This is a genomic window from Arthrobacter woluwensis (assembly GCF_900105345.1).
Taxonomy (GTDB): domain Bacteria; phylum Actinomycetota; class Actinomycetes; order Actinomycetales; family Micrococcaceae; genus Arthrobacter_E; species Arthrobacter_E woluwensis.
In genome coordinates this window covers 22,473-47,544 of the sequence record NZ_FNSN01000002.1, presented here as the reverse complement: position 1 = coordinate 47,544, position 25,072 = coordinate 22,473, and the positions used below count along the sequence as shown (strand labels likewise).

General features: G+C 62.8%; 27 protein-coding genes. 18 read left to right on the top strand and 9 right to left on the bottom strand.

Translation table 11 applies throughout. The annotated features are described in order from the left end of the window. Positions 1-6 precede the first annotated feature (6 nt). The 14 genes from BLV63_RS00500 (at position 7) to BLV63_RS00435 (ending at position 10,205) form a co-directional block, all read left to right on the top strand. Positions 7-537 (top strand): hypothetical protein, encoded by a 531-nt coding sequence (locus BLV63_RS00500; protein WP_139244596.1) that lies wholly within the window; start codon positions 7-9, stop codon positions 535-537. A gap of 43 nt (positions 538-580) precedes the next feature. Next, positions 581-1,138 carry a hypothetical protein gene (locus BLV63_RS00495; protein ID WP_066217204.1) on the top strand — a complete coding sequence of 186 codons (558 nt, stop codon included), beginning with the start codon at positions 581-583 and terminating at the stop codon, positions 1,136-1,138. A gap of 164 nt (positions 1,139-1,302) precedes the next feature. Continuing rightward, positions 1,303-2,229, top strand: a complete 927-nt coding sequence (locus BLV63_RS00490; RefSeq protein WP_066217207.1) for a hypothetical protein — start codon at positions 1,303-1,305, stop codon at positions 2,227-2,229. Between the two features lie 8 nt (positions 2,230-2,237). Further along, entirely contained in the window at positions 2,238-3,062 is an 825-nt protein-coding gene (locus tag BLV63_RS00485; RefSeq protein WP_139244595.1) for a CPBP family intramembrane glutamic endopeptidase, read from the top strand. Continuing rightward, entirely contained in the window at positions 3,059-3,670 is a 612-nt protein-coding gene (locus BLV63_RS00480; protein ID WP_066217211.1) for a hypothetical protein, read from the top strand. Before BLV63_RS00485 ends, BLV63_RS00480 begins: the two co-directional genes overlap by 4 nt. A 45-nt stretch (positions 3,671-3,715) precedes the next feature. After that, positions 3,716-4,303, top strand: a complete 588-nt coding sequence (locus BLV63_RS00475; RefSeq protein ID WP_066217212.1) for a hypothetical protein — start codon at positions 3,716-3,718, stop codon at positions 4,301-4,303. 317 nt (positions 4,304-4,620) lie between these two features. Further along, the gene (locus BLV63_RS18565; RefSeq protein ID WP_066217214.1) at positions 4,621-4,815 is read left to right on the top strand and encodes a hypothetical protein; all 195 of its coding nucleotides are present in this window, start codon (positions 4,621-4,623) and stop codon (positions 4,813-4,815) included. A 19-nt stretch (positions 4,816-4,834) separates the two neighbouring features. Beyond that, a complete protein-coding gene (locus tag BLV63_RS19100; protein WP_074783871.1) occupies positions 4,835-5,713 on the top strand; it encodes a TOMM precursor leader peptide-binding protein in 879 nt (292 codons plus the stop codon). After that, a complete protein-coding gene (locus tag BLV63_RS00460) occupies positions 5,644-6,879 on the top strand; it encodes a YcaO-like family protein (protein WP_082724316.1) in 1,236 nt (411 codons plus the stop codon). Before BLV63_RS19100 ends, BLV63_RS00460 begins: the two co-directional genes overlap by 70 nt. Before the next feature lie 47 nt (positions 6,880-6,926). After that, positions 6,927-7,706: a SagB/ThcOx family dehydrogenase gene (locus BLV63_RS00455; protein ID WP_066217217.1), complete on the top strand. Its 780-nt coding sequence runs from the start codon at positions 6,927-6,929 to the stop codon at positions 7,704-7,706. After that, positions 7,703-8,584 (top strand): ABC transporter ATP-binding protein, encoded by an 882-nt coding sequence (locus BLV63_RS00450; protein ID WP_066217219.1) that lies wholly within the window; start codon positions 7,703-7,705, stop codon positions 8,582-8,584. Before BLV63_RS00455 ends, BLV63_RS00450 begins: the two co-directional genes overlap by 4 nt. Continuing rightward, the gene (locus BLV63_RS00445) at positions 8,581-9,300 is read left to right on the top strand and encodes an ABC transporter permease (protein WP_066217220.1); all 720 of its coding nucleotides are present in this window, start codon (positions 8,581-8,583) and stop codon (positions 9,298-9,300) included. Before BLV63_RS00450 ends, BLV63_RS00445 begins: the two co-directional genes overlap by 4 nt. Before the next feature lie 99 nt (positions 9,301-9,399). After that, on the top strand, positions 9,400-9,771 hold the full coding sequence (locus tag BLV63_RS00440) for a hypothetical protein (RefSeq protein ID WP_066217223.1): 372 nt from the start codon (positions 9,400-9,402) through the stop codon (positions 9,769-9,771). A gap of 65 nt (positions 9,772-9,836) precedes the next feature. Next, entirely contained in the window at positions 9,837-10,205 is a 369-nt protein-coding gene (locus BLV63_RS00435; RefSeq protein WP_139244594.1) for a hypothetical protein, read from the top strand. A gap of 240 nt (positions 10,206-10,445) precedes the next feature. On the opposite strand, the gene BLV63_RS00430 is transcribed toward BLV63_RS00435, so the two are convergent. Beyond that, positions 10,446-10,901: a hypothetical protein gene (locus BLV63_RS00430; RefSeq protein ID WP_139244593.1), complete on the bottom strand. Its 456-nt coding sequence runs from the start codon at positions 10,899-10,901 to the stop codon at positions 10,446-10,448. A gap of 211 nt (positions 10,902-11,112) precedes the next feature. On the opposite strand from BLV63_RS00430, the gene istA reads away from it, so the two are divergent. Together istA and istB are read left to right on the top strand one after the other, a co-directional pair. Continuing rightward, entirely contained in the window at positions 11,113-12,792 is a 1,680-nt protein-coding gene (istA, locus tag BLV63_RS00425) for an IS21 family transposase (RefSeq protein ID WP_066217231.1), read from the top strand. Continuing rightward, positions 12,789-13,604 carry an IS21-like element helper ATPase IstB gene (gene istB, locus BLV63_RS00420; RefSeq protein ID WP_066217233.1) on the top strand — a complete coding sequence of 272 codons (816 nt, stop codon included), beginning with the start codon at positions 12,789-12,791 and terminating at the stop codon, positions 13,602-13,604. Before istA ends, istB begins: the two co-directional genes overlap by 4 nt. 270 nt (positions 13,605-13,874) lie before the next feature. Here istB and BLV63_RS00415 read toward each other — a convergent pair whose 3' ends face one another. The 8 genes from BLV63_RS00415 to nrdH all read right to left on the bottom strand — a co-directional run bounded on the left by BLV63_RS00415 (position 13,875) and on the right by nrdH (position 23,090). Further along, on the bottom strand, positions 13,875-14,315 hold the full coding sequence (locus BLV63_RS00415) for a hypothetical protein (RefSeq protein WP_066217235.1): 441 nt from the start codon (positions 14,313-14,315) through the stop codon (positions 13,875-13,877). A gap of 77 nt (positions 14,316-14,392) precedes the next feature. Further along, complete coding sequence (mobF, locus tag BLV63_RS00410; RefSeq protein ID WP_066217236.1) at positions 14,393-18,091, bottom strand: MobF family relaxase; 3,699 nt, start codon at positions 18,089-18,091, stop codon at positions 14,393-14,395. Continuing rightward, positions 18,088-18,774, bottom strand: coding sequence for a hypothetical protein (locus tag BLV63_RS00405; RefSeq protein ID WP_066217237.1), 687 nt, complete (start codon positions 18,772-18,774; stop codon positions 18,088-18,090). Before BLV63_RS00405 ends, mobF begins: the two co-directional genes overlap by 4 nt. Positions 18,775-19,792: 1,018 nt before the next feature. Beyond that, positions 19,793-21,346 carry a MinD/ParA family ATP-binding protein gene (locus BLV63_RS00400; protein ID WP_066217099.1) on the bottom strand — a complete coding sequence of 518 codons (1,554 nt, stop codon included), beginning with the start codon at positions 21,344-21,346 and terminating at the stop codon, positions 19,793-19,795. Between the two features lie 138 nt (positions 21,347-21,484). Then, a complete protein-coding gene (locus BLV63_RS00390; protein WP_066217101.1) occupies positions 21,485-21,961 on the bottom strand; it encodes a hypothetical protein in 477 nt (158 codons plus the stop codon). Positions 21,962-22,102: 141 nt separating this feature from the next. Further along, positions 22,103-22,489: a hypothetical protein gene (locus BLV63_RS00385; RefSeq protein ID WP_066217104.1), complete on the bottom strand. Its 387-nt coding sequence runs from the start codon at positions 22,487-22,489 to the stop codon at positions 22,103-22,105. A gap of 4 nt (positions 22,490-22,493) precedes the next feature. After that, positions 22,494-22,823: a hypothetical protein gene (locus BLV63_RS00380; protein WP_066217105.1), complete on the bottom strand. Its 330-nt coding sequence runs from the start codon at positions 22,821-22,823 to the stop codon at positions 22,494-22,496. Positions 22,824-22,844: 21 nt separating this feature from the next. Then, positions 22,845-23,090, bottom strand: coding sequence for a glutaredoxin-like protein NrdH (gene nrdH / locus BLV63_RS00375; RefSeq protein ID WP_066217107.1), 246 nt, complete (start codon positions 23,088-23,090; stop codon positions 22,845-22,847). Positions 23,091-23,688: 598 nt separating this feature from the next. On the opposite strand from nrdH, the gene BLV63_RS00370 reads away from it, so the two are divergent. Both BLV63_RS00370 and BLV63_RS00365 read left to right on the top strand, forming a co-directional pair. Further along, positions 23,689-24,009, top strand: coding sequence for a helix-turn-helix domain-containing protein (locus tag BLV63_RS00370; protein WP_169795538.1), 321 nt, complete (start codon positions 23,689-23,691; stop codon positions 24,007-24,009). Between the two features lie 11 nt (positions 24,010-24,020). Next, positions 24,021-24,875 (top strand): IS3 family transposase, encoded by an 855-nt coding sequence (locus BLV63_RS00365; protein WP_254780409.1) that lies wholly within the window; start codon positions 24,021-24,023, stop codon positions 24,873-24,875. Positions 24,876-25,072: the final 197 nt, after the last annotated feature.

Genomic DNA, 25,072 nt, shown 5'->3' with positions numbered 1-25,072 from the left:
TCGCACATGGAATGGAAACTGAGGAGGAAGATGATGCTGAGGAACCTACTGATGCTCCGGTCGGCTTCCCGTGAGGCGGAGTACGAACGGTTGTTTCAGGTCGCGGAGGAACACGCCGTGACCGTCAAGTCCGCCATACAGAAGGTGCAGGAAGCCTCGGCAGCTCTGGCGACCTTCACCTGCGGCGAGTGGACAACCATCGTGGATTATGACGAGTCTGATCCTGCGTTCGAGCCGGTAGAGATCGATGTGGAGTGCCAACTCGCAGCTGGGCACACTGGTCCGCACCACGGGCTCCCAGATATCGACAGCTCAACCAGCCCGGGCTACACGCGCGCTGTGGAGCGTTATATCGCGAGTAGGTGCGAACGTAAGGAAGCTGGGCAGGCTCGATCCTCCGCAGTCGATCAGGTGCTGGCGCTAATGTGCCAGGCCTGGGACCCGGAAGGGTACGGAAACCCCTGCACGCGAAGAAGAGAGCACCGTGGAGCTCACCGCCGGCCAGAGATCCCGTACCCCGAGGTCTCGTTCCCGTGAGCATGGCGCGAGCACACGTAGAGCCACCAGCTGAGGAGGAATCATGACGGAAGCACAGTTCACGATCGGCCGTAGCTCCCTGGTCGATTGGCTTGTACGCAGCGCGATCCCTACTGCGGCCATCTACGCCGGTCAATCGGAGATCGCGGTGCAGATCTCCTCGCTGCCCGAAGTCACGGTGGACACGCTCGAAGGGCGCGGATCTCGTCCGCGGCCGGGGATCGTCAAAGCCCTCGCTGAGACGGAGTCTCACCTCAGCTCAGTGTGGTGCGATGCGCACAACGCCCTGAGCGGCAACGGACACCAGCACGAGGACCTCGTCATCGGCCTTCACCACCCTCTACGGGACACCCTTGGCTACCGGGCCGCCTGGGCGGCAAGAACGGCCGCATGGCCCTCCCGGACCGGGTTCCATGCCTACTTGGTTTTCAGCCGTCTCATGGATATTTGCCGGTGGTCCGACTGGCCGACCTCCGCAACTTTCGACAAGGCACTCAACACCGTCGAGATCCAGGTCCTCGAACGGGCAAAACCTTCTCCTGACGTCGTCGACGGCGTCCAGGTGCGGAAAGCCATCAGGGCTGAAGTGCCCGCAGGCTAGGCCCAGCCAGGTTGAGTGCTCGAAGTGCCCAGCCCCGGTATCCGGGGCTGGGCACTTGACTTTTTTCTGTCGGTGGTCACAGGTATCGTGCGGCTCGCCAGCTGATCCGGTCGCGCTCACCGACATACCAGCCATCCCTCACCCAATAAGTTAGGACTCCCGCTGTGGCAACAGATCAAGAGATCGCAGAGGCGATCGAGAACGCACGCGAAGAAGGCGCGCTGGCGGAGCGCAACCGGCTGCGCGCCTTCACCGGCATCCCCTACGTATCGGTTCCCGATGCCAGCTTGCCTGAGCACAAAGCCTACGTTCCCTACGAACGCGCTCTTACCGATGAGGTCGCCAACGCCCGCGACAGTCTGGAAGAGACCAAGCGGCGGCTGCAGCGAATTGAGGACCAGATCGACGAAGCGGCCGCCGCACACGACGAGGCGTTGCAGGAGCACGAACAGGCTCACGAAAAGAACGCGTTCACACGGTTGAAGGGGCGCTTGACCGAGAACCGGCTCCCAGAGAAGAAGGAGCTGGACGCATACGAGAGCCAGCGATCTGCGCTGCAGGATCGGGTCTTTCGGCAAACGGAATCGCTGCACGTCCTCGAGGACGAGCTGCGACGGGTCAGCGCCTGGTTGGATGACATGTTCGCCACGACGTCGACGCAGGGTCAGGCACGGGCGACGGATAAGGAACACGCCGCGCGGGACGTGACCCAGCGCGGATTCCTTCGCTACCGCATGGACGATTTCCTCGAAGAAAACCCTGCTCGTAAGGGATCCTGGCGCCCAGATCTCCCTGAAGGAACGCTGTTCGGAGATCACTGGCGCCGGGACGGCGACGACGATTGGCACGGCGGCCCGCGGTGCGGAGAGTGGCGCTGCACCTGGTCCAGCGCCACCGGCGAAACCTTCGTCTGGCTGGCGAAGAAGAACCGGATCCGCGAAGTCTGGCTGCTCGGTGATCACATCAAAACCTCGGAAGAGGCTTTGAAGCTCTTCTCCCCCCTGGAGAGGCGTCAGAACGAGCGCAACAGCCTGGCTCTCGTCCTGGACGCCTACACCAACACATACCTCCGTCCGGGAGGCGGCCGATGACTTCCGCGGTGACTCGAACGAACCGGACCAAGTACCGGCCCTACCTTTATCGGGCCGCCTACGTCGCCGCAGGGTTCACGACGCTGGTGGTGCTGTTCGGCCTGGCCTACATCTTCCCCGCGATCGCGGCCGCGCTTCCGGGAGTGCAGCCGCAGGGTCACGAATCACCACTCGGAAACCTGCTTCTCGGGACCGAGTACGCCGTCGTGGGCCTTGGGGCAGCGTTCGTGCTCATGATGAGCCTGCCCGGCACCGCCGCCGACACGATGCGGGGCATGCTCAAGACTTTCGCCCGTCGGTTCCGGCTCCTCTTCCTCAGGGTGGTCCGCGCCTTAGGTTGGCGTAGCTACACCCTCCGGGATCTCGGCCAGATGGTCTTGCCGGTCGCCGGCCTGGTGGTCGTGATGCTCCTGGTGAACCACTGGCTCGCCCACCTTCCCCTGGGGCCGGGATGGGTGCCGGCCGACGAAGACCCCCGAATTGTCGTCACGGATAACGCCACCGTTCCGGTCAAGTTCCTCTACAACCTGCTCCACGCCCCCGTGCTTGAGGAAGTGATGTCCCGCGGCCCGATCCTGTTCGTGGCCTACCTGCTCGGTACGGACTTCGCGCACCGAAGTGTCCGGCCCTGGGTGCGGCACGTCGTGCTCTGGGCCGTCATTGCCGTCTCCGTGGTCACGTTCGCGGGCCTGCACGCGTTCGCCAACGGTTCCAACGTCGCCAGTGCGGGCTTCGGTGCCGTGGGGCTGACCTGGCTGGCGTTGCGCTACCGATCCCTACTCCCGGCCATTCTGATGCACGGCTTCTACAACGCATTCGTGGCGTTCGCATGATCAAGGCACTGAACAACGCACACGGCACTGCGGAGGTTACTGGGCCTCCGATTCTGCAGCTCCGGGATATGCCAGCGGCCTGGCTGACGATCGTCACAGCCTCCTGCTACTCCCTGTCTCGGAATTCTGCCAGCTGGGTGTCCTACGGGATCCTGGCAGGCGGCGTCGTTCTCGCCCTCTTGCTGGGGGAGTGGGTGATCGCGACAGTGACGCTCGTGGCAGGAGTAGCGCTCATGTTGCTGTTGATCGTGCTGGTGCCGATCGGAACGATCGTATTCAATTCGGTCAGTCGGAGTCGAAGGATCTGGGCGCAGCCCGGCGGTCGCGCCGTCGTCACGGCCAAGAAGATCCCCGGGGGATGGGAACCGAACAACGCTTCCGCCCGGCCCGTCAGGTCCGGGACAGCAACAGAGCTCCTGCAGAGCGTGGTCGACTACGCCGATGAGACTGGCGCCAAGCTGGTCACACGGGCCACGAACCGGCGCGTGGCCGAGCTGTACCGAGACCGGTGGGGCTTTGTCATCGGCAAGACCTACCGCTTCCCCGGCTCCGTTCAAGTCTCTCGTGAACGACAGGCAGCGCCTGAAGATGCCTCGAGTCGACGGTGAAGCTCCGCCGGCGAGGATGTCACACGCCGGCCTTACAGTCAGAATATGGACCAGATGACAGACGAATCCCGCCGCCGGGACCGGCAACTCCGTATCTGGATCGCAGAGGCCGCTCTCAGCGCGATAGGCGCCGTGGCTCTGGCGTTTCTCATCGCGTCTCCGCTGTACGTCACGGCCCACGACCTCGCGGGCAGGGCACTGTGGCTCGTGGTCCTTTTCGCCGCGGTGCTCTACTTCTACTCGATCGCCCGGGCCTTCGTGCTGGGCTACCACGCCGTCCATGACGCGGCCGAGCTGCAACTGGGGGAGAAGGTCTGGCACCTGACCTCCAGTGAGGAGCTCGTCCAGCAAGTCCGCGCCACGGGGCGCGTCCACCTGGACATCGAGAAGACGAGATGGCCAGCGCGGGTGAAGTACCGGTCACGGCCCTGGAAGCTCCCGAAGAAGGCCGCATTTGTCTTCCTCGACCAGCCAACAGATAAGGATCAATGGCTGAACCTCAGCGACAAACGTGCCCGGTACCTGTTGGAGATCGATGCCGCCGCGATCCAGGGACCTGTCATGCAACGGGACAACGCTCTGGCCCTCCTGCATGGACTGCGAGGATCGGCGCGTGTGGTCGACCGGGGGTGAGGGACGAGCCGCAGCTTGTCTCATCCAAACTGACGTAGAACGCAGTGGTATGGCAGCTTCGATGAGCCGTTCCGACGCGACCCCGGCGGGGCGAGGACATATTTACCTTACATAACGACAATTATCGGCGTTGCTTCTGGGGCGCGGGTGATGGCGGCACGAACGATGAGCTGAAAGAGCTTCTGGCTCGGAAAGTCAGCTTGTAAGAGCTAACACGATCGGATGACTTGACAATTTTCGTCCATCGTTTTTAGCGTGACTTACATCTCCCGCCGGGAGGTGCGTGGAAGTCTACAAGACCAATTTGGAGGACATCAGTGAGCACTATTCTGACTGCAGAGCCGGTCGTCGAGACCGCCCCCGGGTGGCAGATGCCCGCTATCCTGCAGGAACTCGATTTCGAGATCAGTGGCGCGATCGCGACCCCTGCCAAGATGGACGGCGGCCCGGTCATCACTGTCTCGTCGTCTTGCTCCTCGAGCGGGCGTCCCAAGAACCCCAAGCAGCAGTAGGTTCAGGGGCGAGATCTCAGTGAGTTCCACCTACGTCATCGCGGAGGGCGTCCGCCAGGCCGATTTTGAGGACTCTTTCGTCCTGGTCTTGGGAAGCTCGATCGTTCGCTTTCGGCAGCACCAAGAGCTTGCAAAGGAGCTGTTCGGTTTCCTCAGCAAACCGCGCACTCTCGATGAGGTGACGAGGGGCGTTCCTGGCCTTAGCGGGCAGGAACGCCTCTTGAACTCGCTGCGGTCGGCAGGTGTTGTGAGATTCCACAACGCTGCGGGGGATCGACTTCCCGGGCTGCCCCGTGGGTGGACCGCCGCGGATCCGGTTCGGGTTCGACTTGATGTGCCGAGTGACTTGGAAGTACGAGTCCGGGAGGATCTCAGGGCGTTTGGGTCCTTCCAGATCGTCGATGTAGGTGATGGTGAGTCCACTGTTCCGGTGCTCGTAATCCGATCGACCATCCCCGATGCTGTCGAAGTTTGCAGGTCGCTCTGGGCAAGCAACATCTGCCATGTTCCCGTCGTCCCATTCGACGGCGCCAAGCTCTTTGTCGGTCCGGCCGTACTACCAGGAACAACCGCATGCTTCGAGTGTTTGGTAATTCGCAGAGCTGCAAGCACCGACTGGCCGGACGAGTATTTGCGTTACCACGGCTCTGCGGCCCCAGGTCCCATGTCAGTCCGTGACGTGGACCTCGGCGTGCAGCTCGCCGCCAGGCTCATTGAGAGGGCTTTCTATCACGAGGCCCACGAACTCATCGGGTCGTGCGCTGTCTTTAATCCTGAGTCTCTGACTCTTTACAACTCTCGTGTTTGGAGTGTGCCGCGGTGTCCCTCATGTTCAAAGACCGCGAGATCTTCGACCAGCTATCCGTGGCTCGACCCAGCCCCCTCCGAAGCGGAGTAGTTGGCCCCGACTTTGGGTTGATTCCCGGGATTGAACCGCTTCGGATTCCGCCTGGGGCGATCCGTGCGCAGGCGCTGGTCGACCGGAGCCCGTCGTTTCCCGCGTTCATCGGGGCGTGCCTGCCGGAGCAGAGTTCATGCGGCTTCGGGGCGGATTCCGATCAGCTGTATGGATCTGCGACGGGCGAGTTTGTCGAGCGGTATTCCGCCGGCTATGTGCCGGACCGTGTCACTTCTCTCGACTGCCCGATCATCCCTGCAAGCCGGTTCGTTCCCTTCACGGACGCGCAATATGCAGCGGACGGCTTTCCGTACGTTCACCCATCGAGCGTTCCTGACATCCCCTACGTCAAAGTGCATCGAGCGATTGACCACTCGGCGGCGGGAGTCCCAGCAGATTTGGTCTATCTGAATCCGGCTGACCGCCAGAGATGGTGCACAGTCACGTCCAATGGGCTGGGGGCGGGCCGAACGTACGGAGCGGCTGCGCGATCTGCTGTATTTGAACTCATCGAACGGGACGCGTTCATGAGGGCGTGGTACGGCAAGCGTGGTGGTGTTACTCTGCGCCTACCGACGCACATCCCCGAAAGCTTCTCTCCCAGGCTAAAGGACATCTGCCGGCAACTCCGGCTCCTCGACGTAGAGGTCACCCTCGTCAGATTCGAGGGAGTCGGAGGCGTTCCCGTTATTCTCTCCTGTGCTCGGTCGGACAAGGTGGGGCTGGCGGTCGGCTGCTCGTCCAAACCTGACGTCCGCAATGCCATGGCCGCTGCATTCACCGAATCAGTGCAGACTTACAACTGGGGACTGAGTGCGAAGGGCGACGCGCCCGACGATTCATCTGTCACGTCGCTCGAGGGGCATATCGCGTTCCACGCGCGCATCGAGAACCGTGGCCTAAACGAGTTCATCGATGATGGGCCCGCGGTGTCCGAACTGGAGTTCATCCGTGACGGCGTCTCGCCGCTCTTCCATACCCTGCGGGCAGTTGAAGATTCGGGATGGCAGGTGTATCTCGGCGATGTCCGTTCAACCGACGTCGTAGCACAGGGGTGGCACGTCGTGCGGGCTTTGAGCCCTCAGGCGGCGACCCTCGATGTCGACGAACCGCATATGAGGCAACACCCCGGCGCCGTGAATCTCGCGCCTCACCCGTTCCCCTGACATCCTACGGACCCGAGAGGCCTCCGACCGTGCAAAGACAATGGCTGATGACTCCGCCGCCATTTGACGACCCGGCAGAAACGTTCCACGTTGCATCGAAGCTGAGCATGTGGATGAGCAGTTCAGCCACTGGTCCATACTCGTATGAACTCGCCACCGATCCCGATGCTCTGGAACAGCTGGGTCGTGCCCACCCTCACTACATTTCGAGCGAGGTATACCCGCTAGCTTCTGCTGGTGACGCGACGCCACTTGGAGACCTGCTGAGGAGGCGTCATTCGGCGCCGGGGTTCGGGCAGAACGCCGTTACCTTCGACTCGTTCAGCCGCATCCTGAACGAGTCGGCGTGCATCACAGAGGCCTATGGCAGAGGTGCACCTTCCGCAGGGGCGCTCTATCCGATCGACATCTACCTCTGCGTGAACAATGTCGAGGGACTTACTGCAGGTGTGTATGCACTCGATCCCTACGAGGCGAGTCTGCATCGCCTGGCGGTCGATAAGGATCCCCGGAGCTTTCTCCAAGAGTGCTTGGTCTTCCAGAACCTTGCCGACAACTCGGCCTTCCACGTCTTCTTCGTCGGGAGCTTTGTACGTCAACGAATCAAGTATGGACAGCGGGCGTACAGATTTGCCTTGATTGAGGCGGGACATATCGCACAAGCGATGATCATGTATGCGCTCGAAGAGAACGTGGCGTCCTGTCCCGTCGGGGGCTTTATTGACAAGCAGGTTGACGACCTGCTCTGCCTTGACGGGGTGGAGCAATCAGTTGTGTACAGTGTTGCTTTCGGAAGTAGCCAAGCGAGTGATGAGGTTGTTGAATGAGCGCGATGGTCTCTTGGAAGAACGTCTCAAAGGACTACCGGGGCAAACGGGGGCTCGATGACTTCTCGCTGGAGCTGGGTGCGGGCGTTCACTGCTTGCTCGGTCCGAACGGTGCTGGAAAATCCACTGCACTCAACATCCTGACCGGAGTCAGGGCGCCGAGCGGTGGGGGAGCTTTCGTGTTCGACCAGAAGGTGGTCAGGGGCGGCCCGCAGACACGGATGGTTAGCTGTGTCCCACAGGCAGTCATGTTCCCCCCGACCCTGAAGGTTCGAGAAGTGCTGCACTTCATCTCGATCCATTACCCCGATCCGCTCGACTTCTCCGCGGTTCACGACCTGATCTCGCTTGAAGGGTTGATGGATCAGCAGTGCGGCGGGTTGTCCGGAGGGCAGCTCCGGCGTCTCGGGATTGGCGCTGCGATCATCTGCAACGCACCGGTGATCATCTTGGATGAGCCTCTTGCCGGGCTCGATATCGAGGGGCGGGCCCAAGTTCGCAATATCATCCTTCAACAGAAGAGCGAAGGTCGCTGTGTGATCATGGCGTCGCACGACTATGCCGAAGTCGAAGCGACCGCTGACACGATCACCTTGATGAAGGACGGAAAGAACATCCTCACCGACGACATCGACTCTGTGCAGCAGCGTCTCGGGGTTTACCATCTCACTTTTACGTCGCTGCAGCCAGTGCCCGAACATGTTCTTTCACTCGGGGCGATCGAGTCCGTTGGCGCAAACAGGTTCCAACTTGTCACTGACCAACCCGACATGGCGAGCCGGGTTTTGCTGGATGCTCTTCCCGACCCCCGGCTCAATGTCAAGCAGTCGTCTCTGGAAGACGCCGTGAGCTCCATCCTCCAGGAGGAACTGGCATGAAGTTCATCTTCGAATACGTCCGTATCCAGGTCCTTGAACTGTTCCGTCTCCCGTCGTTCTTCCTTCCCCTCATCGCTTTGCCTACGGCGTTCTACCTCATGCTGGGGATCAGGGCCGATGCTCCGGCAGCTCAGATCCTGTTCAGCTACATGGCCTTCTCCGTACTCGGAACGATGATGTTCCAGTTCGGAGTCGGTGTCGCGGCAACTCGCAACGATCCGTGGAACCTCTACCTACTCACCTTGCCTGTGCCGTCGAGGGTCAGAGTGAGTTCGCAGCTCATGGCTGGACTCTTCTTCTCAGCACTTTTCTCACTGCCGCTGCTGGTTGTCGGAGCGGTCAACGGTGCGCTATTCAGTGTCAGCGCCGGACCGCTCCTCTTCGCCATTGGCGGACTCTGCATCGGTGGTTTGGTCCACGGCGGCCTCGGGCTCGCCCTTGGGTACTGGCTTCCGGCACGTGGGGCTGTACCCATCACCAACCTGATCTACTTCCCGCTTGCCTTCGTTGGTGGCCTGTTTGGGCCGGTCGACTTTGGTGCGTTCCAACCCATCCACACCTTCAGTCCGACGGGCGCATGGGCTGATCTGATCAGCAACTCGCTCGTCGGGCGCCTGGATGTCCTGGCATTGATCATCCTCGCCGGCTACTTCGTAGTGTGTGCGTTCTTCGCCATCTGGGGCTACCGCCGAGTGGAGCAAACACAGTATCGTTAGCGACTCGGCGGGCGCTCTCGAGTTTCCATGGACTTACGTAATCTCAATTATCGGCAATTATCCATAGGCTAATTGGCGCATAGGTGTAGCCTTAATCTCATGATTCTCTTCTACCTCTCACCACACAAAAACATCCCGGGACACACCGTGGGCGAGGCGCGGATCCTCCGCACCAGTCGCTGGTGGACCTGCTCGGACGCCTCCCTGGCCGAGCATGGCGACTTCGCCCTAGCCGAAGAAGCCGGCATCATCGAAGGCATCTACGAGATCGAAGGCTGGCGGCGAGATCCGAACGTGAACAACAAAGCGGTCCTGGACCTGAGCAGACTCGCCCCAGGACATCCGATGCTCGCCTGGGTGGGACGCAAATCGCCAATCCCCCGCAAGCGCGGCGCCCGCAACAACTTCCGCTACATGACCATCAAGGGCGCGGCGTTCACCCCCGACGGACTGGACTGGACGCGCGAGTAAGGCCAATCATTAGTTGGCTAAAGATAAGCCTTGAAGGCTTGTCTTTAGCCGACTAAACTTTTCGCATGAACAACGAACGGGTGCAGCAACAAAGCCTCCAGGCCCTTCACGACGCCGCGGCCTTACTGCATGCAGCGCGGGGGTTGGTCAACATGCTTGAGGATCTGGTGGACTCCGGGATCCGCGATACCCACCGAGTCGGCGTTTCCCAGGCGGTGATAGCCGAAGCGGTGTCCCTGACGCCCGGGAGGGTCAGTCAGGTCATCGGCGCCGCGCCCGCGCTGGAAGGCTGGAGCGATCGCGTGGCCTTAATCCGAGACTGGCCTCGGGAGGCACTGGAGGTACAGAAATCCCACTTCAAGGGGGCAATGACCTATCCGCCTTACAAACGCCGGCGCGTAGGTCTGCCGCAGGAATCCGAGGGGCCGGCGTAGCCAAGCCCGGAAGCCGTAGGGGGCGTAAACTAGCCGAACTCCCCGGCGTCCACGGACGGATCATGGGAAGAATTGTTCGTCAAAGATGCGAGTAAGAGTCAGGAATAGGGCTGAGCCTAAGAATCGGCGAAGTTGTATTTGCTATGGCACTTACATAAAATTGTGAACGCAAGGAGCAGTAGCTCTGCGAAGTAGGCTTGGTAGTCTTCCGGACGGTTGTACGACCCAGGCCTGCGGCATTTAAGAAACCAGCACCTCGGTGACCATGTCACGGACGAGGGTCTTCCACTCTCCCCCTCGTTGCCAGCACCAGGCCAGGCCGTCACTGACCCACAGGAGCGGTTCGTCCTGAGGTGCCATCAGCCGGTAGGTGAAGTCATCCTTCCGGTGGCCGGAGTGCTGAACGATGAGGTGCTTGTCGTGCTTCATGAGCGATTCGTCGCGTTCCAGCACCAGCATCCCCGCCTCACTGCGATGTAGCTCCTCGAGCAACGTCGTCAGCACCAGGCCGCGCGCCTCAGCTTCCTTGGTCTGGCAGACGTAGATGACTGCGGAGAGCAGCAGTCGACGCACTTCCGCGATGAAAGCCTTCTTCACCGCGTCCCGTTCGCTCTTGAAGTGAACCCTCCGCTGGCCTGGCATCCGCAGTTTCCGGATGGCCTCGCGGGTCTGACCCACGTCGCCAGCCGCCGTCACAGACGCCACCATTTAGTAGGCCCCTGACTTGCTCTCGTCAACGAACACGTGGCAACGCGGAAAGTATGGTTCTGACAGTCTGATCGGAGCCCACCGTGACGGCTTGCGTGGTACCCACTTCGCCGACATGCCGGGTGTGATGACGGCTTGAACGGTACCCACCTGTGAGCGTGGTTCCCATCATGTAGGGAACGGCGTTCGGGAGGGCTGGATGGAGTCCAAGGTGGAGTTGTTCGCGCAGATCAGACGAGATGCCCGGGTTGAGGGTGCCTCAATTCGTGAGCTCGCGCGACGGTATCAAGTGGCCCGGAAGACCGTGCGGAAAGCGTTGGTTTCTCCGGTTCCACCGCCACGGAAGACCCCCGAGCGGGTTTCGCCTCGTTTGGAGCCGTTCAAGGCTGCGATCGATGCGATGCTCCTGGAGGATACGAGGGCTCCGCGGAAGCAGCGTCACACGGCTCGACGGATCCTGGCCCGGCTCATCGAGGAACATGCCGCGGAGGCGTTGTCGTATTCCACGGTCCGGGATTACGTGCGTGTCCGGCGGGCGCAGATCGATCTGCAGGCTGGTCGGCGGGTGGAAGTATTTGTCCCTCAGGAGCATGCCCCGGGCGCGGAGGCCGAGGTTGATTTCGGTGAGGTCTGGGTGATCCTGGCCGGGGTGAAGACGAAGTGCCACATGTTCGTTTACCGGCTCTCGCACTCGGGCAAAGCGATCCACCGGGTCTACCCGACCCAGGCGCAGGAAGCGTTCCTGGAAGGACACATCGAAGCGTTCACCGTACTGGGCGGGGTCCCGACCCGTCATATCCGCTACGACAACCTCACCGCAGCGGTGACCTCCGTGCTGTTCGGTGAGCGACGGGCCAGGGTCGAGAACGAGCGCTGGGTGCTGTTCCGCTCTCACTATGGTTTCGACGCGTTCTACTGCCAGCCCGGGATCACCGGTGCTCACGAAAAGGGCGGGGTCGAAGGTGAGGTGGGGTGGTTCCGCCGTAACCATCTCTCACCCATGCCAGTCGTGGATTCCTTGGACGAGCTCAATGCCAGAATCCGGGTCTGGGAAGAGCAGGACGAGGGGCGGCGGATCGGGGACCGGATCCGCACCATCGGCCAGGACTACGCCATCGAGCGGTCCTTACTTGCCCCGTTGCCGGCAGAGACCTTTGACCCGGGCCTGGTGCTGACCCCGAGGGTGGATCGCTCGGCGATGGTGACGGTGCGGATGGTGAAGTACTCCGTCCCGGCACGGTTCATCGGCCGGAAACTCCGGGTTTCTCTGCGGGCTTCGGAGCTTGTGGTCTTCGATGGGCGCACTATCGTGGCCCGTCATGAACGCATCGCCGCTCGGACTGGCCAGTCGGTCCAGTTGGACCACTATTTGGAAGTGCTCAGGATAAAACCTGGGGCGTTTCCGGGGTCCACGGCCTTGGCGCGCGCCCGGGAACAAGGGGTGTTCACTAGCGCTCACGAGGCTTTCTGGGCGGCGTCCCGGAAAGTCAACGGTGACGCTGAGGGCACGAGGGAACTGATCGATGTGCTGCTCCTGCATCGGGTCCTGGGCGCCGGGGATATTCAGGCCGGGATCCTGGCCGCTCTCACCGTCGGGGCGGTCAGCGCCGACGTTGTCGCGGTCGAGGCCCGACGGCATGCCGCCGAGAACGGCCAAGGTGGGTCCAGTTCGGACCGTCATCCCGCTGCGCACTCCAAACCTGTCGAGCACCAAGTTGTCAGCCTGACACAACGCCGGCTCACGGACCCCGCCGCAGTGATCGCCGGCCTACCACCAGATAAGCGGCCCCTACCCACCGTGGGCGCCTATGACGAGCTCCTGGCCAAACGAACCACCGCATCTAATCCTGACCCCCTGTCAAAGGAGAACATCTCATGAGCCCCACCCCACCAGCGACACCCGTGACTACGACGCTGCGCCGGCGGCGCGGGATGAGTGAACAAGCCGCGATCGCGGCCGTTGACCAGGCCTGCCGACGACTGCGTCTGCCCACGATCCGGGCCGTGCTCGATGAGGCCCTCACCGTGGCCGGCAAAGAACAACTGTCGTATCAGGGCTTCCTCGCCGAACTCCTCCTGGCAGAATGCGATGACCGCGACCGACGCTCATCCATCCGGCGTGTGAAAGCAGCCGGCTTCCCCCGGGATAAATGGCTCGGTGACTTCGACTTCGACGCGAACCCGAACATCAACCCCGCCACGATCCACACCCTGGCCACCGGGGACTGGATCCGCAAAGGCCAGCCCCTCTGCCTCATCGGAGACTCCGGCACCGGTAAATCCCACCTCCTCATCGGCCTGGGAACCGCCGCGGCCGAGAAGGGCTTCCGAGTCCGCTACACCCTAGCCACCCGGCTCGTGAACGAGCTCGTCGAAGCCTCCGACGAGAAACAACTCGCCAAGACCATCGCCCGCTACGGCCGCGTCGACCTACTACTGATCGACGAACTCGGCTACATGGAACTAGACCGACGAGGAGCCGAGCTCCTCTTCCAAGTCCTCACCGAACGGGAAGAAAAGAACTCCATCGCGATCGCCTCCAACCAATCCTTCTCCGGCTGGACCCGCACCTTCACAGACCCCCGCCTCTGCGCCGCGATCGTCGACAGACTCACCTTCCACGGCACCATCATCGAAACAGGAACCGACTCCTACCGACTCGCCCAAACCCTCGCCAACCAAACCACCTAACCCACACCCAGACGGGCACCGTTCAAGCCGTCATCGTGGGCTCCAGTCAGGTTGACATAGTCAGAAAGTAGCGAGCCTCGCTCTGGGGCGGAGGTGTGGCGGAATTTTTCACAGTCCTCCAAGCCTACCGAGCGCTCTTGCAGGAATTCATCCCTCAGCGTGATCTCGGATCGCACCCACGGAACCAGGAATGCCGTCAGCCCCTGGGATTTTTGCACTCCGGGCTAACTGTTTGGTCCTTGGAACGCCGCCAAAACTCCACACACGGGCTCAGCGCCGGCTAAAGAGTCTCGCGAGCCAGCCTTTGGCCTGTGGGACTTCGGGTTCGGCGGGCAATGCCGCATCGGGCAGGTAGGGGCTGTTTTCTGCCTCGAACCGGACCCAGGGAACCGTTGACCGGAGGGCCCGGTTCAGGAACCCCACCTTGCGGCATTGGGCGACGTAGGCGCCGAAGGGCAGCTCGAGGGGTTTGGGAAAGTACTCATCCTCCACGAGGAGGAAAAAGACGTCTTCGAACGTCATGGCTGGGTCTACCGCTGAGGCAAGTTCAGTAACGAAGGCGCTGACGTTGTTCTCCTTGATCCAGATCTCCGGCTCATCCTGGGTGCTCCCGTTGCGCCACAGCTGCGCGAACATGATGGGGGCTCCCTCTTCATGCCCCCAGTAGCTCTGCTGCTCGTATCCTGCGATATTCAGTGCGATTTGGCTCACTACAGCTCCTCTTCGTGAGTGTCCCGTTGTGTTCACACCCTAATCCGAGACCTTTTGATCGCAACGGGCTTCCCGGCCTAGTCCCAACTGACTGAGTCCTGCTCTGGGGCCTCTGGAGCCTGGGTGCTGGCAGGGTCCTCTGGTGCGTCGTCCCAGCCGAGGATCGCATCAATCTCAGCGTTAGTGGCCGCAACGTCTGCCAGGGTTTCGTCGGTGCGGCGGGTGATCTCGTCGATGTTCTCCCAGGCATCATCCTCGGTGTGGCTGGGGACGGGAATGCTGTCTTTGATGTGGGTGTAGAAGCGGTGTGCGTAGCTGTTGGGCCGCGGTGGTGGTCCCCAGGGAGTGGTGGTGTCGACTTCCGCGACTGCTCGCCAGGCCAGGAGCTCTGGGAGGCGTCGACGGGCTTCCTCGGCGCCGAGGGTTTCTTCGGCCGCTTCCCACCAGGTGGGCCGTTCGGTGAGGGTTTCGTGGGTAAGTACGGTGAGGCGTTCTTCGGCTTTGTGCTGCAGGAGGTCTTTGACGCGCTGCTGCTCTTCGGTCATCGGGGGGAAGGAGGACAGTGCGGTGAGGATGCGATTCTCGCCTGTCACTGGTGATGCCGTGTGGTTGCGGACGGCGGCGGCCAGTTGGGCGATGGATGGTCCCGGGTTCGGCGGCCCGTCCGGGATTGCTGTGGCGATGTCGGCGGTGATGAGGTCGGGCCAGTCGGGGTGGTTGAGCAGTTCGGAGGCTTGTTCTGGCAGGTGGGTGTGGACCCAGTGCGCGGCTGCGGTGGCGCGGGCTGCGTGGCCGGTGTAGTCGAGTTCGTGGAGGATCCGGCCGAGGTCGTTGGCGTAGCCGTGTTCTGCCTCGCGCACTTCGTGGGCGGTTTTCTCGGCGGTGGCGTTGCGGAGGATCCCGGCGATGATTTCACCGGCGCTTTCGGACTGGATGGTGTGCATCATGCCCCAGGTGTCCGGGGAGTCTGGTTCTTCCTCGCGCAGGGCCACGTAGGCGGTGTTGTTGTTCCTGCCGCGGGTCATGGCGACGTAGAACTGTTCCCGGGGCTGGCCTGGGGTGACGACGGTGTGGGCGGTGGCCACGGTGACGCCTTGGCTTCGGTGTGCGGTGCACGCGTACCCGAGTTCGACGGCTTCGGCCAGGTAGGTGGCGTCCAGGGTCAGGGCGGCGCCGGTGTCGGAGCGGGTGGCGGTGACGGCGCCGTCGGGCTGGATGGTGGTGACGAAAAGGCGGGTGCCGTTTTTGACGAAGTGGCCGGTCTCATCGATGATTCTGCGGTTGTTCGTTCGCGCCAGTAGGAGATCTCCGACGCCGGCGAACCCTGTCCGCAGGGGCACGGTGTTTTCGACGTCGACGCGGCCTTCTGCGACGAGGTCTTGCTGGGCGCGTTGATTGAGCTCCTTGACGGTGAGGTTGTCGCCGGCGATGAGCAAGGAGCGGGTGAGATCCTGTGCTGTGTCGCGTGCCCAGGCCCGGTAGGCCTGTTCGGATGCGCCGCCGTCGCCGCAGGGGATGATGCGGCCGGCTTCCTGGTAGGTCTTGATAACATCCAGGTCTCCGCTGCGCAGTTTCAGGGACGCGGTGCCTTCCCAGTCGTTGGTGAACCGCCACACGGTATCGAGCCAGGCCGCTTCCTCATGGCGTTCCATCCATCCGAGGAACCCGCCGGCGTCCACGGATTCCAGCTGGGCAGGGTCCCCGACCATGAGGATCTTCGCCCCGGCCGCTTCGGCCTGCCGGTTCAGGTACAGCAGGTCCGCGGTGCTGATCATGGAGGCCTCGTCCAGGATCAACAGGTCACCGTCGCGGAGGGTGAACTTCGCCTGTTCAGCGCACTCCTGGGCCAGTCGCCCACGTAGATGCTCCAGCTCAGCCCGGGTCGCGGCGCGGGAGCCTTTGCGTCCGGCGCGGGTTTCGGCGCGGGCCAGGCGCTCTTCCAGCTCGGTGACGCGCTTCATCCGGCGGAGGGCTCCTTCTCCGATGGTCTCGTAGAGCCATTTGGCGACGTTCTCACACCCGGTGTCGAGTTCTTCAGCGAGCACGGCTGCGGCAACGGCGGAGGGGGCCAGGCCCACGACGCGGCCGTGAACGCTCTCCCACGCTTCTCTGACTGCGCGCATGGTTGTGGTCTTTCCGGTGCCGGCAGGGCCGATGATCGCATCGACCGCCCGGTTGGAGGACAGGACCGCCGCGGCGGCCTGGTGCTGGTCCCCGGAGAGCGCGTGGCCGCCCTTGGTCCGGAACTCGGTCAGGAGCTCGTGAGCCTCGGCGATCCCGTGGGCTTCTGCGTGGAGGCGGCTGATCAGGTACTGCTCGGTGTCCAGGGTTTCCTGGGCGGTGTAGAGCGTGGGGGTTTGGAACACGCTGGTGCTGTCCTTGATCAGGAACGCATCCTCCCCTTCTGGCTGTCCCATCCGGGCCGGTGTGAGGGACACCGCCTGCTCGGTGGCATCGGTGACGATCAGTTCCTGCAGCTTGATCCGTTCTTCCATCGCGTTCACGCGCACCCCGCGCAGGAGTCGTTCGGTGGAGGCGATCAGGTTCGCCCGGGTGAAGGTCGTGCGCCGCTGTGCCGCGTCCTGCAGCACGAGACCGGCGAGCCGACGCGTCAGGTCCGGGGTGAGGTCTGCTGCTGTGAGGAAGGTGACGTCACGGCCGACGGCTTCCCGGACCATGTCGGAGGGATTCACCCCAATGTTCAGGGCTCGCTCCCGCCAGCCGGCCATTTTCTCGGGCAGGGACAGCGGGCGGTCTTTGTCCTTGGGTTCCCGGGAGGCCAGGGTCGCCTCTCCCCTCCACTTCAGGACCATGGCCGCGGTCGGTTCCCGCCCGGTCGCTTCGAGGTACTGGGCTTTGCGTTCCTCGGTGAGCCGGTTGATCTCGGAGATGCGGGTGCTGAATTCCTCCAGGAGAATCTGCGGTACTCCGGCCAGCTCCACACGGGCCTGTCGGGGATCCTCGTCCAGGAAGTTCAGTCCCTCGATCGCTTGGGCGATCGTTTCGAATTCTGAGCCGGTCTCGGGGTCTTTGAGCCGCAGTTCGGCCACGGCCCCGACCCGGGCGCCCACCCGGTCGAAGAGGCGAGAGTTGTACATCTCTGACAGGGCTACGACGTTGCGGTGCAGGGTGTAGGAGTCCAGGGTCCCCCACCCGCCGTCGGAGACGCGTTTGACCCGGTTGGCGATCACCACGTGGGTGTGGAGCTGCGGGTCCCCGGCGCGGGAGTCCCAGTGATCGAACTCGGAGGCGATCATCCCGGTGGCGGCGACCTTCGCCACTCCCCCGTGTCCGGCCCGTGTCTGGATCACGTTGTCCTCGGCCCAGTTCAGAACTTCGTCCATCGCTTCCCGGTGCGCCCGGTACAGCTCGGCTTGGGTGTGGGTGTCGGCCAGGGCCCAGAGCGCGGAAATGCTTTTGGGCGGTGAGAACGTCAGGTCAAAACCGGCAACAGGTTTGCGCTCGGGTTTCGCCGGCGCACCGGCCGGGGTCTTCGTATCAGCGCCGGCCTTCTGCTCTTTGATCGGTCGACGTCCCAGTGGCTGAAGGGTCATCGGGTCGATGAGTTCTTCGTAGAGGCGTTTGGCGTGGATCTTCTCCACCACAGCGCCCTGTTCCAGGTGGACGTCGACCAGGCCCTTGCCTCTCCACCGCCCTGCTGGGGCTTGGGACTCGGTGTAGTAGGCGCTCAGATCCCGGGTCCCGGTCTGGGCGCCGTCGCCGGCGGCCTGTTCCAGGTAGTAGTCGATACTGATCCGTCCGATGGAAACGGTCATCGCTTCTTCTCGTTTCTCTTCTTCGCATAGGCGGCCCAACTGGCCAGAGCGGTTCGTTCCTCGGGGGCCAGGCCCGTCACGCCCCCGCGAGTTGTCCGAGCCAGCGCCCGGGCCAGCACGGTCCCGGTGTGCACGAGTCGGGCGAGCTGTTGTTCCCTGGCCGCCCTGGATTTCAGTTCGGCCCGGAGCCGGTCATTCTCGGCCACCACTTTGGTGTAGGCGTTGTTCCCGGCGGCCAGGCGGTCACGCAGCTTCTCGAGCTCCTGTTGGGTGGCCACGAGTGTGGCCGCCCCCTGGGCGGCCGCGGCCATCTGGCCACGCATGTTCGCGGTCTTGGCCGCTTGCTCCTCGATGACCTTGGCCGCGTGTGTCCGTTCAGCTTCCAGGGCCGTCTCGAGCTGCCGGATCTTGGCGGCCAGTTCCTGCCGGCTGTTCAGGTTGCGGCGCAGTCGTCCCTCGATCGCGTCGAGCTGCCGGACTGAGGTGGCGGTCCGGTGGATTGCTGCAGCCAGGGCCTTCTCCGGCACGTCGGCTTCGAGCTGGCCTCGCTGGCGGCGCTTCTTCGCGGTGGCCCTGCACTGAGGTGTGCAGTACTTCTGCGTGCTCCGGGCCCCTTCAGGGAGGGGGCCCAGGCATTTGCCACACCGGCCTGCCTTCACGCTGGCGGCGTTGTTCTCGCTCATGCCTGGTCTTCCCTGACGGGGTAGGCCGGCGTATGTCTGTGGTCCGATTTGTCCCCCGTCAGGTGCACCTTGGTGCCAGACGTGTGAGAGGTTTTTGGTGCTTTTGGGGGTAGGTGTTTCTTGGGGCTTGGTGGTGGGGTTTTAGGGGTGGTGGTTTGAGGTGTTTCTTAGGGCTTGGAGTGGTGGGTGTTGTGGGTGGTTGAGTGGGGTGATTGGTGGGTGGTTGAGTGACGTTGGAACCACGGTGTCGTACCGGAGACACCGTGCAGCTCATCGAGCCGAACCGGTGTCCTGGGGTTGCTGCGGGAGCTGCCCCCGGCACCGAAGGACGCGGTGCAGGGAACCAGCGACACGGAAGGTGCACGGCCAGTCGAGGGATGCCCCGTCTGGGCCGCTGAGCGATCCGTGGCGCGGTTGACCCGGGGCGTGGTGGTGGCCATGGTGGCCAGCCGGCCAGTGGCCGGCCAAAGAGGTTGGCCATGGGGGTGGCCGGTGGCCAGATCTTGCCGGGGTGCGGTCACCGGAGTGTCCTGGTGACCCGTGGCCGCGGTCATGGCCGTGACCGCCCTCGTGACCGGTGGCCATAATTTTCCGGTCAGGTTGGCCGCGCGCAGCGTGGGCGATCTGGCCGTCGTTTCGGATGAGGTGAGCGTGGAATCCTCAGGTGAGCACAGCAGCACCCCCGGTGCCAGGACGTCCACCACCACAGAGCCTGTGGGGCTGACCATGAGGGACAGCCCATCCGCTGCTGTCCGTGGCGAAGCCGTGCCTGAGAACCTGCACACAGCCAGGCGAGCACGACAGCCGGTGAACGAGCCCGCACGAGTCGGGACGGCCACTGAACCGCCCAGTGAGGCGAGCACCCTGACCGGTTAAGAAGCCAGCCACCCTTCTCAACTCTCCGATGCCCCGCCCCCTGACCACCGTGGGCCGTGACCGGCCCCGTAGTGGCCGGGGACATGAAAGGAGGGTGGGTAGCAGCCGATCTGCTACCCACCCTCCATGTGGTGCGGTGTGGTCAGGTTCGTGAATCGGTGGCGTCCTGCAGTTGCAGGATCAGTGCAGCGGAGATCCGCAGGAGCGCTGCGTGGGTGGCCGGAGAGAGCTTGGCCAGGGTGATGGGACCCCGCTCTGCCAGGTGCGCGTCGAAGGGCAGGACGAACATCCGGTCCTCGCTGATCCCGGTGCGGTGCTGGAAGTCCTTGACCAGTCGTTCGACCTTGACCTCCGGGCGTCCGTCAGAGACCCGCACGACGATGGCCTTTTCGGCCAGGTTCTGGAAGTGAGGATCCGGGTGCTGGCGCAGGTAGTCGAACAGTTCCACTGCCTCCCCCATCGAGTCGGTAGCGTTCATCATCGGAACCAGCAGCGCGTCGGAGGTTTCCATGGCGCCGGTGAATGCTGAGCTCGTGTAGACGTTCCCGGAGTCCATGGCCCTCAGGCTGTAGTACTGGTCGACCAGCTCCGCCATTTGCCGGACGCTCCCCTGGTCCAGCGGTGCCCGGCGGGACGCCGAGGATCCGAAGGTGTGAGCAAAGGACGTCTGGGGGACGGCGAAGCCTTCCAGCTGTGCTTTCGTGCCGATGGTTGGGGCGGACAGGATGAGCTCGCCGATGCCGCGGCGCTGCTCACCCTCGGAGCGTCCTGCGAGCTGGCCGGGGTCATCCGAGGCTTCCACCAGCGCCACTCCCCCGCCGCGCACCGAGGCGATCTTCCCGCCTACGGCAATCGTTGCCGGGGTCTTGGCCGAGTTTCCCTTCTTGTTCGCTGTCGTCCACGCTGCTGCGCCGCTGGGCCAGGTGGCCTGACGGATGATCATCTCGCACACGGCAAGCTCTGCTGCTTCACGACGAGCCGCGGCTTCGACGGGTCCCGGGCCCCGGCTGCCCTTATCCAAACGGTTCCAGAACGCCGGAAGGCCCTGCGTAGCCGGCGAATCATCCAGGAACGGGTCCAGCGAGAACCCCCGACCCAGCACGTAGAACAGCTCAGGGTCCCTCTCCGGGGAACCCGTGGCGGATCCGGGAGCGACGAACACGAGCTGATCCTCTTGCGCAGCTGCCACTGCCTCCTCAGGAGTGCTATGCAGAACTACCGACTCAGGGGCATGCTCTGCGACTGGCCGCGAGTGAGCGCTTTCAGTGAGGGCAGGGCTGGTGCCCCTGCGGGGGCCAACTACTACGAGCTCGGGGATCTCCACCGTGGTGAACCCGTTCTCGGCGCGGGGGTTCATGACCGTCAGATGGGTGGAACCAGGAACAGACCTGGCGATCGCGAGGGCAGTTTCCAGCCGGTCGACGCGCGTGCCATCGTCCAGGACCCAATCTGCCAGGTGCAGCTGCAGCCGGGTCGGCTTGGCGGTGGTCCCCTGCTGCGCGGGGGTCAGGGGAAAGGGACCGTCGCTGTCAGGGACCATCGAACCGGTCAGGTCCACGAGCAGTCCGCCGGCGCCGGCGGACTGCTCAAGCTCGGCCAGGAGTTCGCCGAGCTCTTTGGAGGTGGTGGCTTGGAGTTCCGTGCCGTGGGTATCGGTCAGGGTCATCATGGAGGCCCTGAGCAGGTGTGTGCTCACGAGTTTTCGCTTTCGTTGGAAGTAGCTGGGATGGTCGCGGCCCGTACCACGGGCTGCGGAATGTCAGGCCAGATCACGGTGGTCCTACCGTTAGGGCTGGGAACTGTCGGGACCCCGTAGCGGGTGTAGGCGGCCGTCTCAGAACGGGTTTTCGGATTCTTCACGCGGCCTCCCCGCATCTCCTGCCGTGGAGACGAACTCGAGCAGATCCTCGACGTCCATGTCGTTGTTATCGATCCACCACCCGGCACGCGTTACGCTCTGTGCCTCCTGCAGCAGGGCGGCGAAGTCATCCTCGGCGAGTTCTTCCAACGCCGATGAGAAGAGCTCGTACCGGATCCGGGTGGCCCACGAGACCTGTTTGACCCCACCGACAAGAGGCGGCAGCTGGTGAGTCTCCTCAAAGACCTCAGACTCGGCCAGGGTCTCGGCGTTCTTCTTCTCCAGGAACGCCTGGCGCTCGGCATCATTGCCAGCCTTGAAACAGCGCAAACAAACCCGGTGCTTACCCAGGCCGTAGGCGTGGGCCTTCCGCTTCCCAGCCGGGACCGCGGACAGATCCGTGTTCTGCGTGTGACCGCACTTGTACTTGATCGAAATGACTGAACTGGCCAAGGGAACCTCCTGGGAGTGATCGGCGACGGGAACATTGAGTGTTCCCACCAGCCCCTCTCCCCCACGTGTCGGCACGCCTGACACACAAGAGGGGCAGGTGTTCAAAACTGAACACCTGCCCCTCTTGTCACAGCGATTTTCTCACGTCCCGCTTTGCTCTATTCCGTCGTTGATGACTTCTTGCAGGGCTGCGGTGAGCAGCAGCGTCGCGGTGGGTGGTTGGGCGCCGGCCAGGCCGGTCGCGGCAGTGCCGGTGGCGGCCCGGTAGGCCTGCACGCCGGCGGGAAGGAGGGCATGGACCTGGTCGAGGTGCCAGGCGAGCTCCTGGGCGACGTTGGCCAGGGCGGTGAGGTAGGCGCCACGGGCGCCGGGCTGGACAGTGGACCAGTAGCGAGCTTCGTGCAGCTGCGCGGCCGCCGTGGCCAAGGCGTGGATCTCGGGGGCTGCGGGGTTGGTTTCGTGTCCGGCGATGGGCGGGATCTCGGTAGCTTCGAACCAGGCGGCGTCGTCGTAGATCATGGTGCCCATCGCCCTACACGGCCTTGGCCTGGACGGGGATCTCGGCATTGGCCGTGATCCACTCGGCGACCTCCTGCGGAGAGGCGGTCGCGTCGAGGGTGGAGAACTTCTGGCGTCCCCCGGCCTCGAAGTCGAGCCACCACACGGTGGTCGGGTCTTCGGGGTCGATCCCGGCCCGAGTGAAGGGCCGTCCGGTGGATTCGTCGGTCTCCTCCCCCAGGTAGATCTGCAACGCTCCGTAGTCCATGTCGGCATCCAGGGCGGTGGGGATCGGCAGGAGCTCGGCGACGATGCGGACCAGCTGGTCGACGTCCTCGATCGTGAGGGCGGTGGTGGTGTCCATGATCGGGGTCCTTTCGCGGGCTTAGGCGGCGATGGGGGCCAGGGCGGCGATCTTGTCGGGGCGGAACCCGGACCAGGAATCGGTCTCGGTGATCACGACGGGGGCCTGGAGGAAGCCGAGCTCCTTGAGCTGTTCCAGCGCGGCGGCGTCCTGGTCGACGTGCACGGCCTGGTAGTCGACGCCTTCAACGAGACCCTTCTTCTCCAGCGCCCTCTTGGTGGCGTCGCACTGAACGCAGTTGGCCTTGGTGTAAAGAGCGAAAGTCATGGGAATCAGTCCTTCGTTGCGTATATTCTTTGGTGTTCTCAACTGCTCTTCCTGATGCTTTAATTCTACCGGAATACCGCCATAATTGGAACACTTTTCTTCCATTCCTGAGGTAATTTTTAAGGTATTTTTCGGGAATTATTGTGCACGTTAGGTGAGGCCGTCAGCTCCGCACCGCATGGCGCAGCAGCTGGGAGTTCTCGGAATGAAGCGCATGCGAAGCCGCTCGGGATCCTTTGGTTCTTGAGGCTCTCGCTGTGGCCGGCTCCTGCGCAGTGCCTTGTCTTAAGCCGATTTTTGATGCGCTGGAAGGTGCAGCCTACACCTTTGCGTTCTGGCGTATGTAGTGGGCAAAGAAATGCCCTCGGAAATTGTTTGAACTGCTCCCCAGAACTTGGACTGTGAAATTCGGTTCAAGGTCTGGGGAGTGGTTTCTATGCGGATTGATAGCTCGCTGACAGTCATGCAGCGTGAACAAGCGGTGACGATGTTCGAGGAAGGGGCGTCGTATACGAGCACTGCTTCGCGGCTCGGGATCCCCCTGAGTCCCGTGCGAGATCTGTATCGTCGTTGGAGGGTCAACGGCAGAGGAGCTCTAGTGCGTCTGACGAAGAATCAGTCATATCCGTTCGAGGTCAAGCTCGAGGTGGTTAGCCGGGTTCTTGCCGGCGAGTCTAAGGCGGACCTGGCGGCGGAGTTCAAGATCCCGGGCACGGTGATGATTGGTAAGTGGCTCCGGCAGTATCGTGCCGAAGGTGAGGACGGGTTGGGGATGAAGCGGCGAGGCCGGCCGCCGAAGGATCCGGATCGGCCTGCTCTATCAGAGCTCGAGCAGCTTCGGCACGAGAATGCTCAGTTGCGGGCAAAGGTCGCCTACTTGGGAAAATTGCGGGCCTTGAGAGGACCAAATCACGGCTGAAAGCGCAGGTCGTGGCCTCTCTCAAGGCCGAGCACCCGGAACTATCGTTGTCTTCCCTGTTGGAAGCTTCTGGGCTGGCGCGCTCAACGTTCTTCTACCACCAAGCCCGTCTGGCGTTGCCGGATCCGGATGCGGAGCTCAAGGACGCGATCAGGAGCGCATTCTCCCAAGCACATGGCAGGTATGGGCATCGGCGCATCCATGCGGTTCTGATGCGTCGGGGCTGGGCCGTGGCGAAGAAGACGGTGCTGAAGCTCATGCGAGCTCTCGGGCTGTTCTGCAAAGTACGAAGACGTCGTCCGCACCTCTCCTGGAAGGGCCAAGTTGGGAACGTTGCCCCGAACCATCTGAACCGAGAGTTCAGTGCTGACGCCCCGAACCAGAAGTGGGTTACTGACATCACTGAGTTCGCAGTCGGAAACCAGAAGGTCTACCTCTCGCCCATCCTAGATCTATTCGATCGCTCGATCGTGGCCCACGCGATGGCAACATCGCCTTCGCTTGCGCTGACGCTCAGACCCCTCAGGAAAGCTCTACAGGTCGTGCCGACAAGCAAGGATCTGCTCGTGCATTCCGACCAAGGCGTCCAGTACCAAAGTCGAGCCTGGCAGACGGCCCTCGCTTCAGTGGGCGCCAAACAGTCCATGTCTCGCAAAGGCAACTGCTACGACAACTCCGTCATGGAGAACTTCTTTGGGCAGCTCAAAACTGAGATGTTCCACGGGACAACCTTCACTAGCCCTGCGGAACTGACCAAACCAATCAATGACTACATCCACTGGTACAACACAGAACGCATCTCAACCACCAGAAAGGGCCTGAGCCCGGTGCAATACCGGGCTCAGACCCTTACCCCTAGAATCTAAATAACCAGTCCAACTTTCGGGGACCAGTTCAGTTATTTCCGAGGGCATTTCAGTGAAGGTCGTTAATTCACCACAAATCACGTTTCCTTCAGTATCTTCCAACCATAGGAGAAATCTTTGGTGGCGGCACCGTCTCTTGGGGGGTAGGTGGTGCCGCCAGGATCCAGTGTAGGCGGGGTCTCCGACAAGGACCTGTC

What these genes read in the sequence shown, in the direction of transcription:
- BLV63_RS00500 (WP_139244596.1), top strand. Translation starts at nt 7, where the DNA reads ATGGAATGGAAACTGAGGAGGAAGATGATGCTGAGGAACCTACTGATG.
- BLV63_RS00495 (WP_066217204.1), top strand. Translation starts at nt 581, where the DNA reads ATGACGGAAGCACAGTTCACGATCGGCCGTAGCTCCCTGGTCGATTGG.
- BLV63_RS00480 (WP_066217211.1), top strand. Translation starts at nt 3,059, where the DNA reads ATGATCAAGGCACTGAACAACGCACACGGCACTGCGGAGGTTACTGGG.
- BLV63_RS00475 (WP_066217212.1), top strand. Translation starts at nt 3,716, where the DNA reads ATGGACCAGATGACAGACGAATCCCGCCGCCGGGACCGGCAACTCCGT.
- BLV63_RS00460 (WP_082724316.1), top strand. Translation starts at nt 5,644, where the DNA reads ATGTTCAAAGACCGCGAGATCTTCGACCAGCTATCCGTGGCTCGACCC.
- BLV63_RS00455 (WP_066217217.1), top strand. Translation starts at nt 6,927, where the DNA reads ATGACTCCGCCGCCATTTGACGACCCGGCAGAAACGTTCCACGTTGCA.
- BLV63_RS00450 (WP_066217219.1), top strand. Translation starts at nt 7,703, where the DNA reads ATGAGCGCGATGGTCTCTTGGAAGAACGTCTCAAAGGACTACCGGGGC.
- BLV63_RS00445 (WP_066217220.1), top strand. Translation starts at nt 8,581, where the DNA reads ATGAAGTTCATCTTCGAATACGTCCGTATCCAGGTCCTTGAACTGTTC.
- BLV63_RS00440 (WP_066217223.1), top strand. Translation starts at nt 9,400, where the DNA reads ATGATTCTCTTCTACCTCTCACCACACAAAAACATCCCGGGACACACC.
- BLV63_RS00435 (WP_139244594.1), top strand. Translation starts at nt 9,837, where the DNA reads ATGAACAACGAACGGGTGCAGCAACAAAGCCTCCAGGCCCTTCACGAC.
- istA (WP_066217231.1), top strand. Translation starts at nt 11,113, where the DNA reads ATGGAGTCCAAGGTGGAGTTGTTCGCGCAGATCAGACGAGATGCCCGG.
- istB (WP_066217233.1), top strand. Translation starts at nt 12,789, where the DNA reads ATGAGCCCCACCCCACCAGCGACACCCGTGACTACGACGCTGCGCCGG.
- mobF (WP_066217236.1), bottom strand. Translation starts at nt 18,091, where the DNA reads ATGACCGTTTCCATCGGACGGATCAGTATCGACTACTACCTGGAACAG.
- BLV63_RS00405 (WP_066217237.1), bottom strand. Translation starts at nt 18,774, where the DNA reads ATGAGCGAGAACAACGCCGCCAGCGTGAAGGCAGGCCGGTGTGGCAAA.
- BLV63_RS00385 (WP_066217104.1), bottom strand. Translation starts at nt 22,489, where the DNA reads ATGGGCACCATGATCTACGACGACGCCGCCTGGTTCGAAGCTACCGAG.
- BLV63_RS00380 (WP_066217105.1), bottom strand. Translation starts at nt 22,823, where the DNA reads ATGGACACCACCACCGCCCTCACGATCGAGGACGTCGACCAGCTGGTC.
- nrdH (WP_066217107.1), bottom strand. Translation starts at nt 23,090, where the DNA reads ATGACTTTCGCTCTTTACACCAAGGCCAACTGCGTTCAGTGCGACGCC.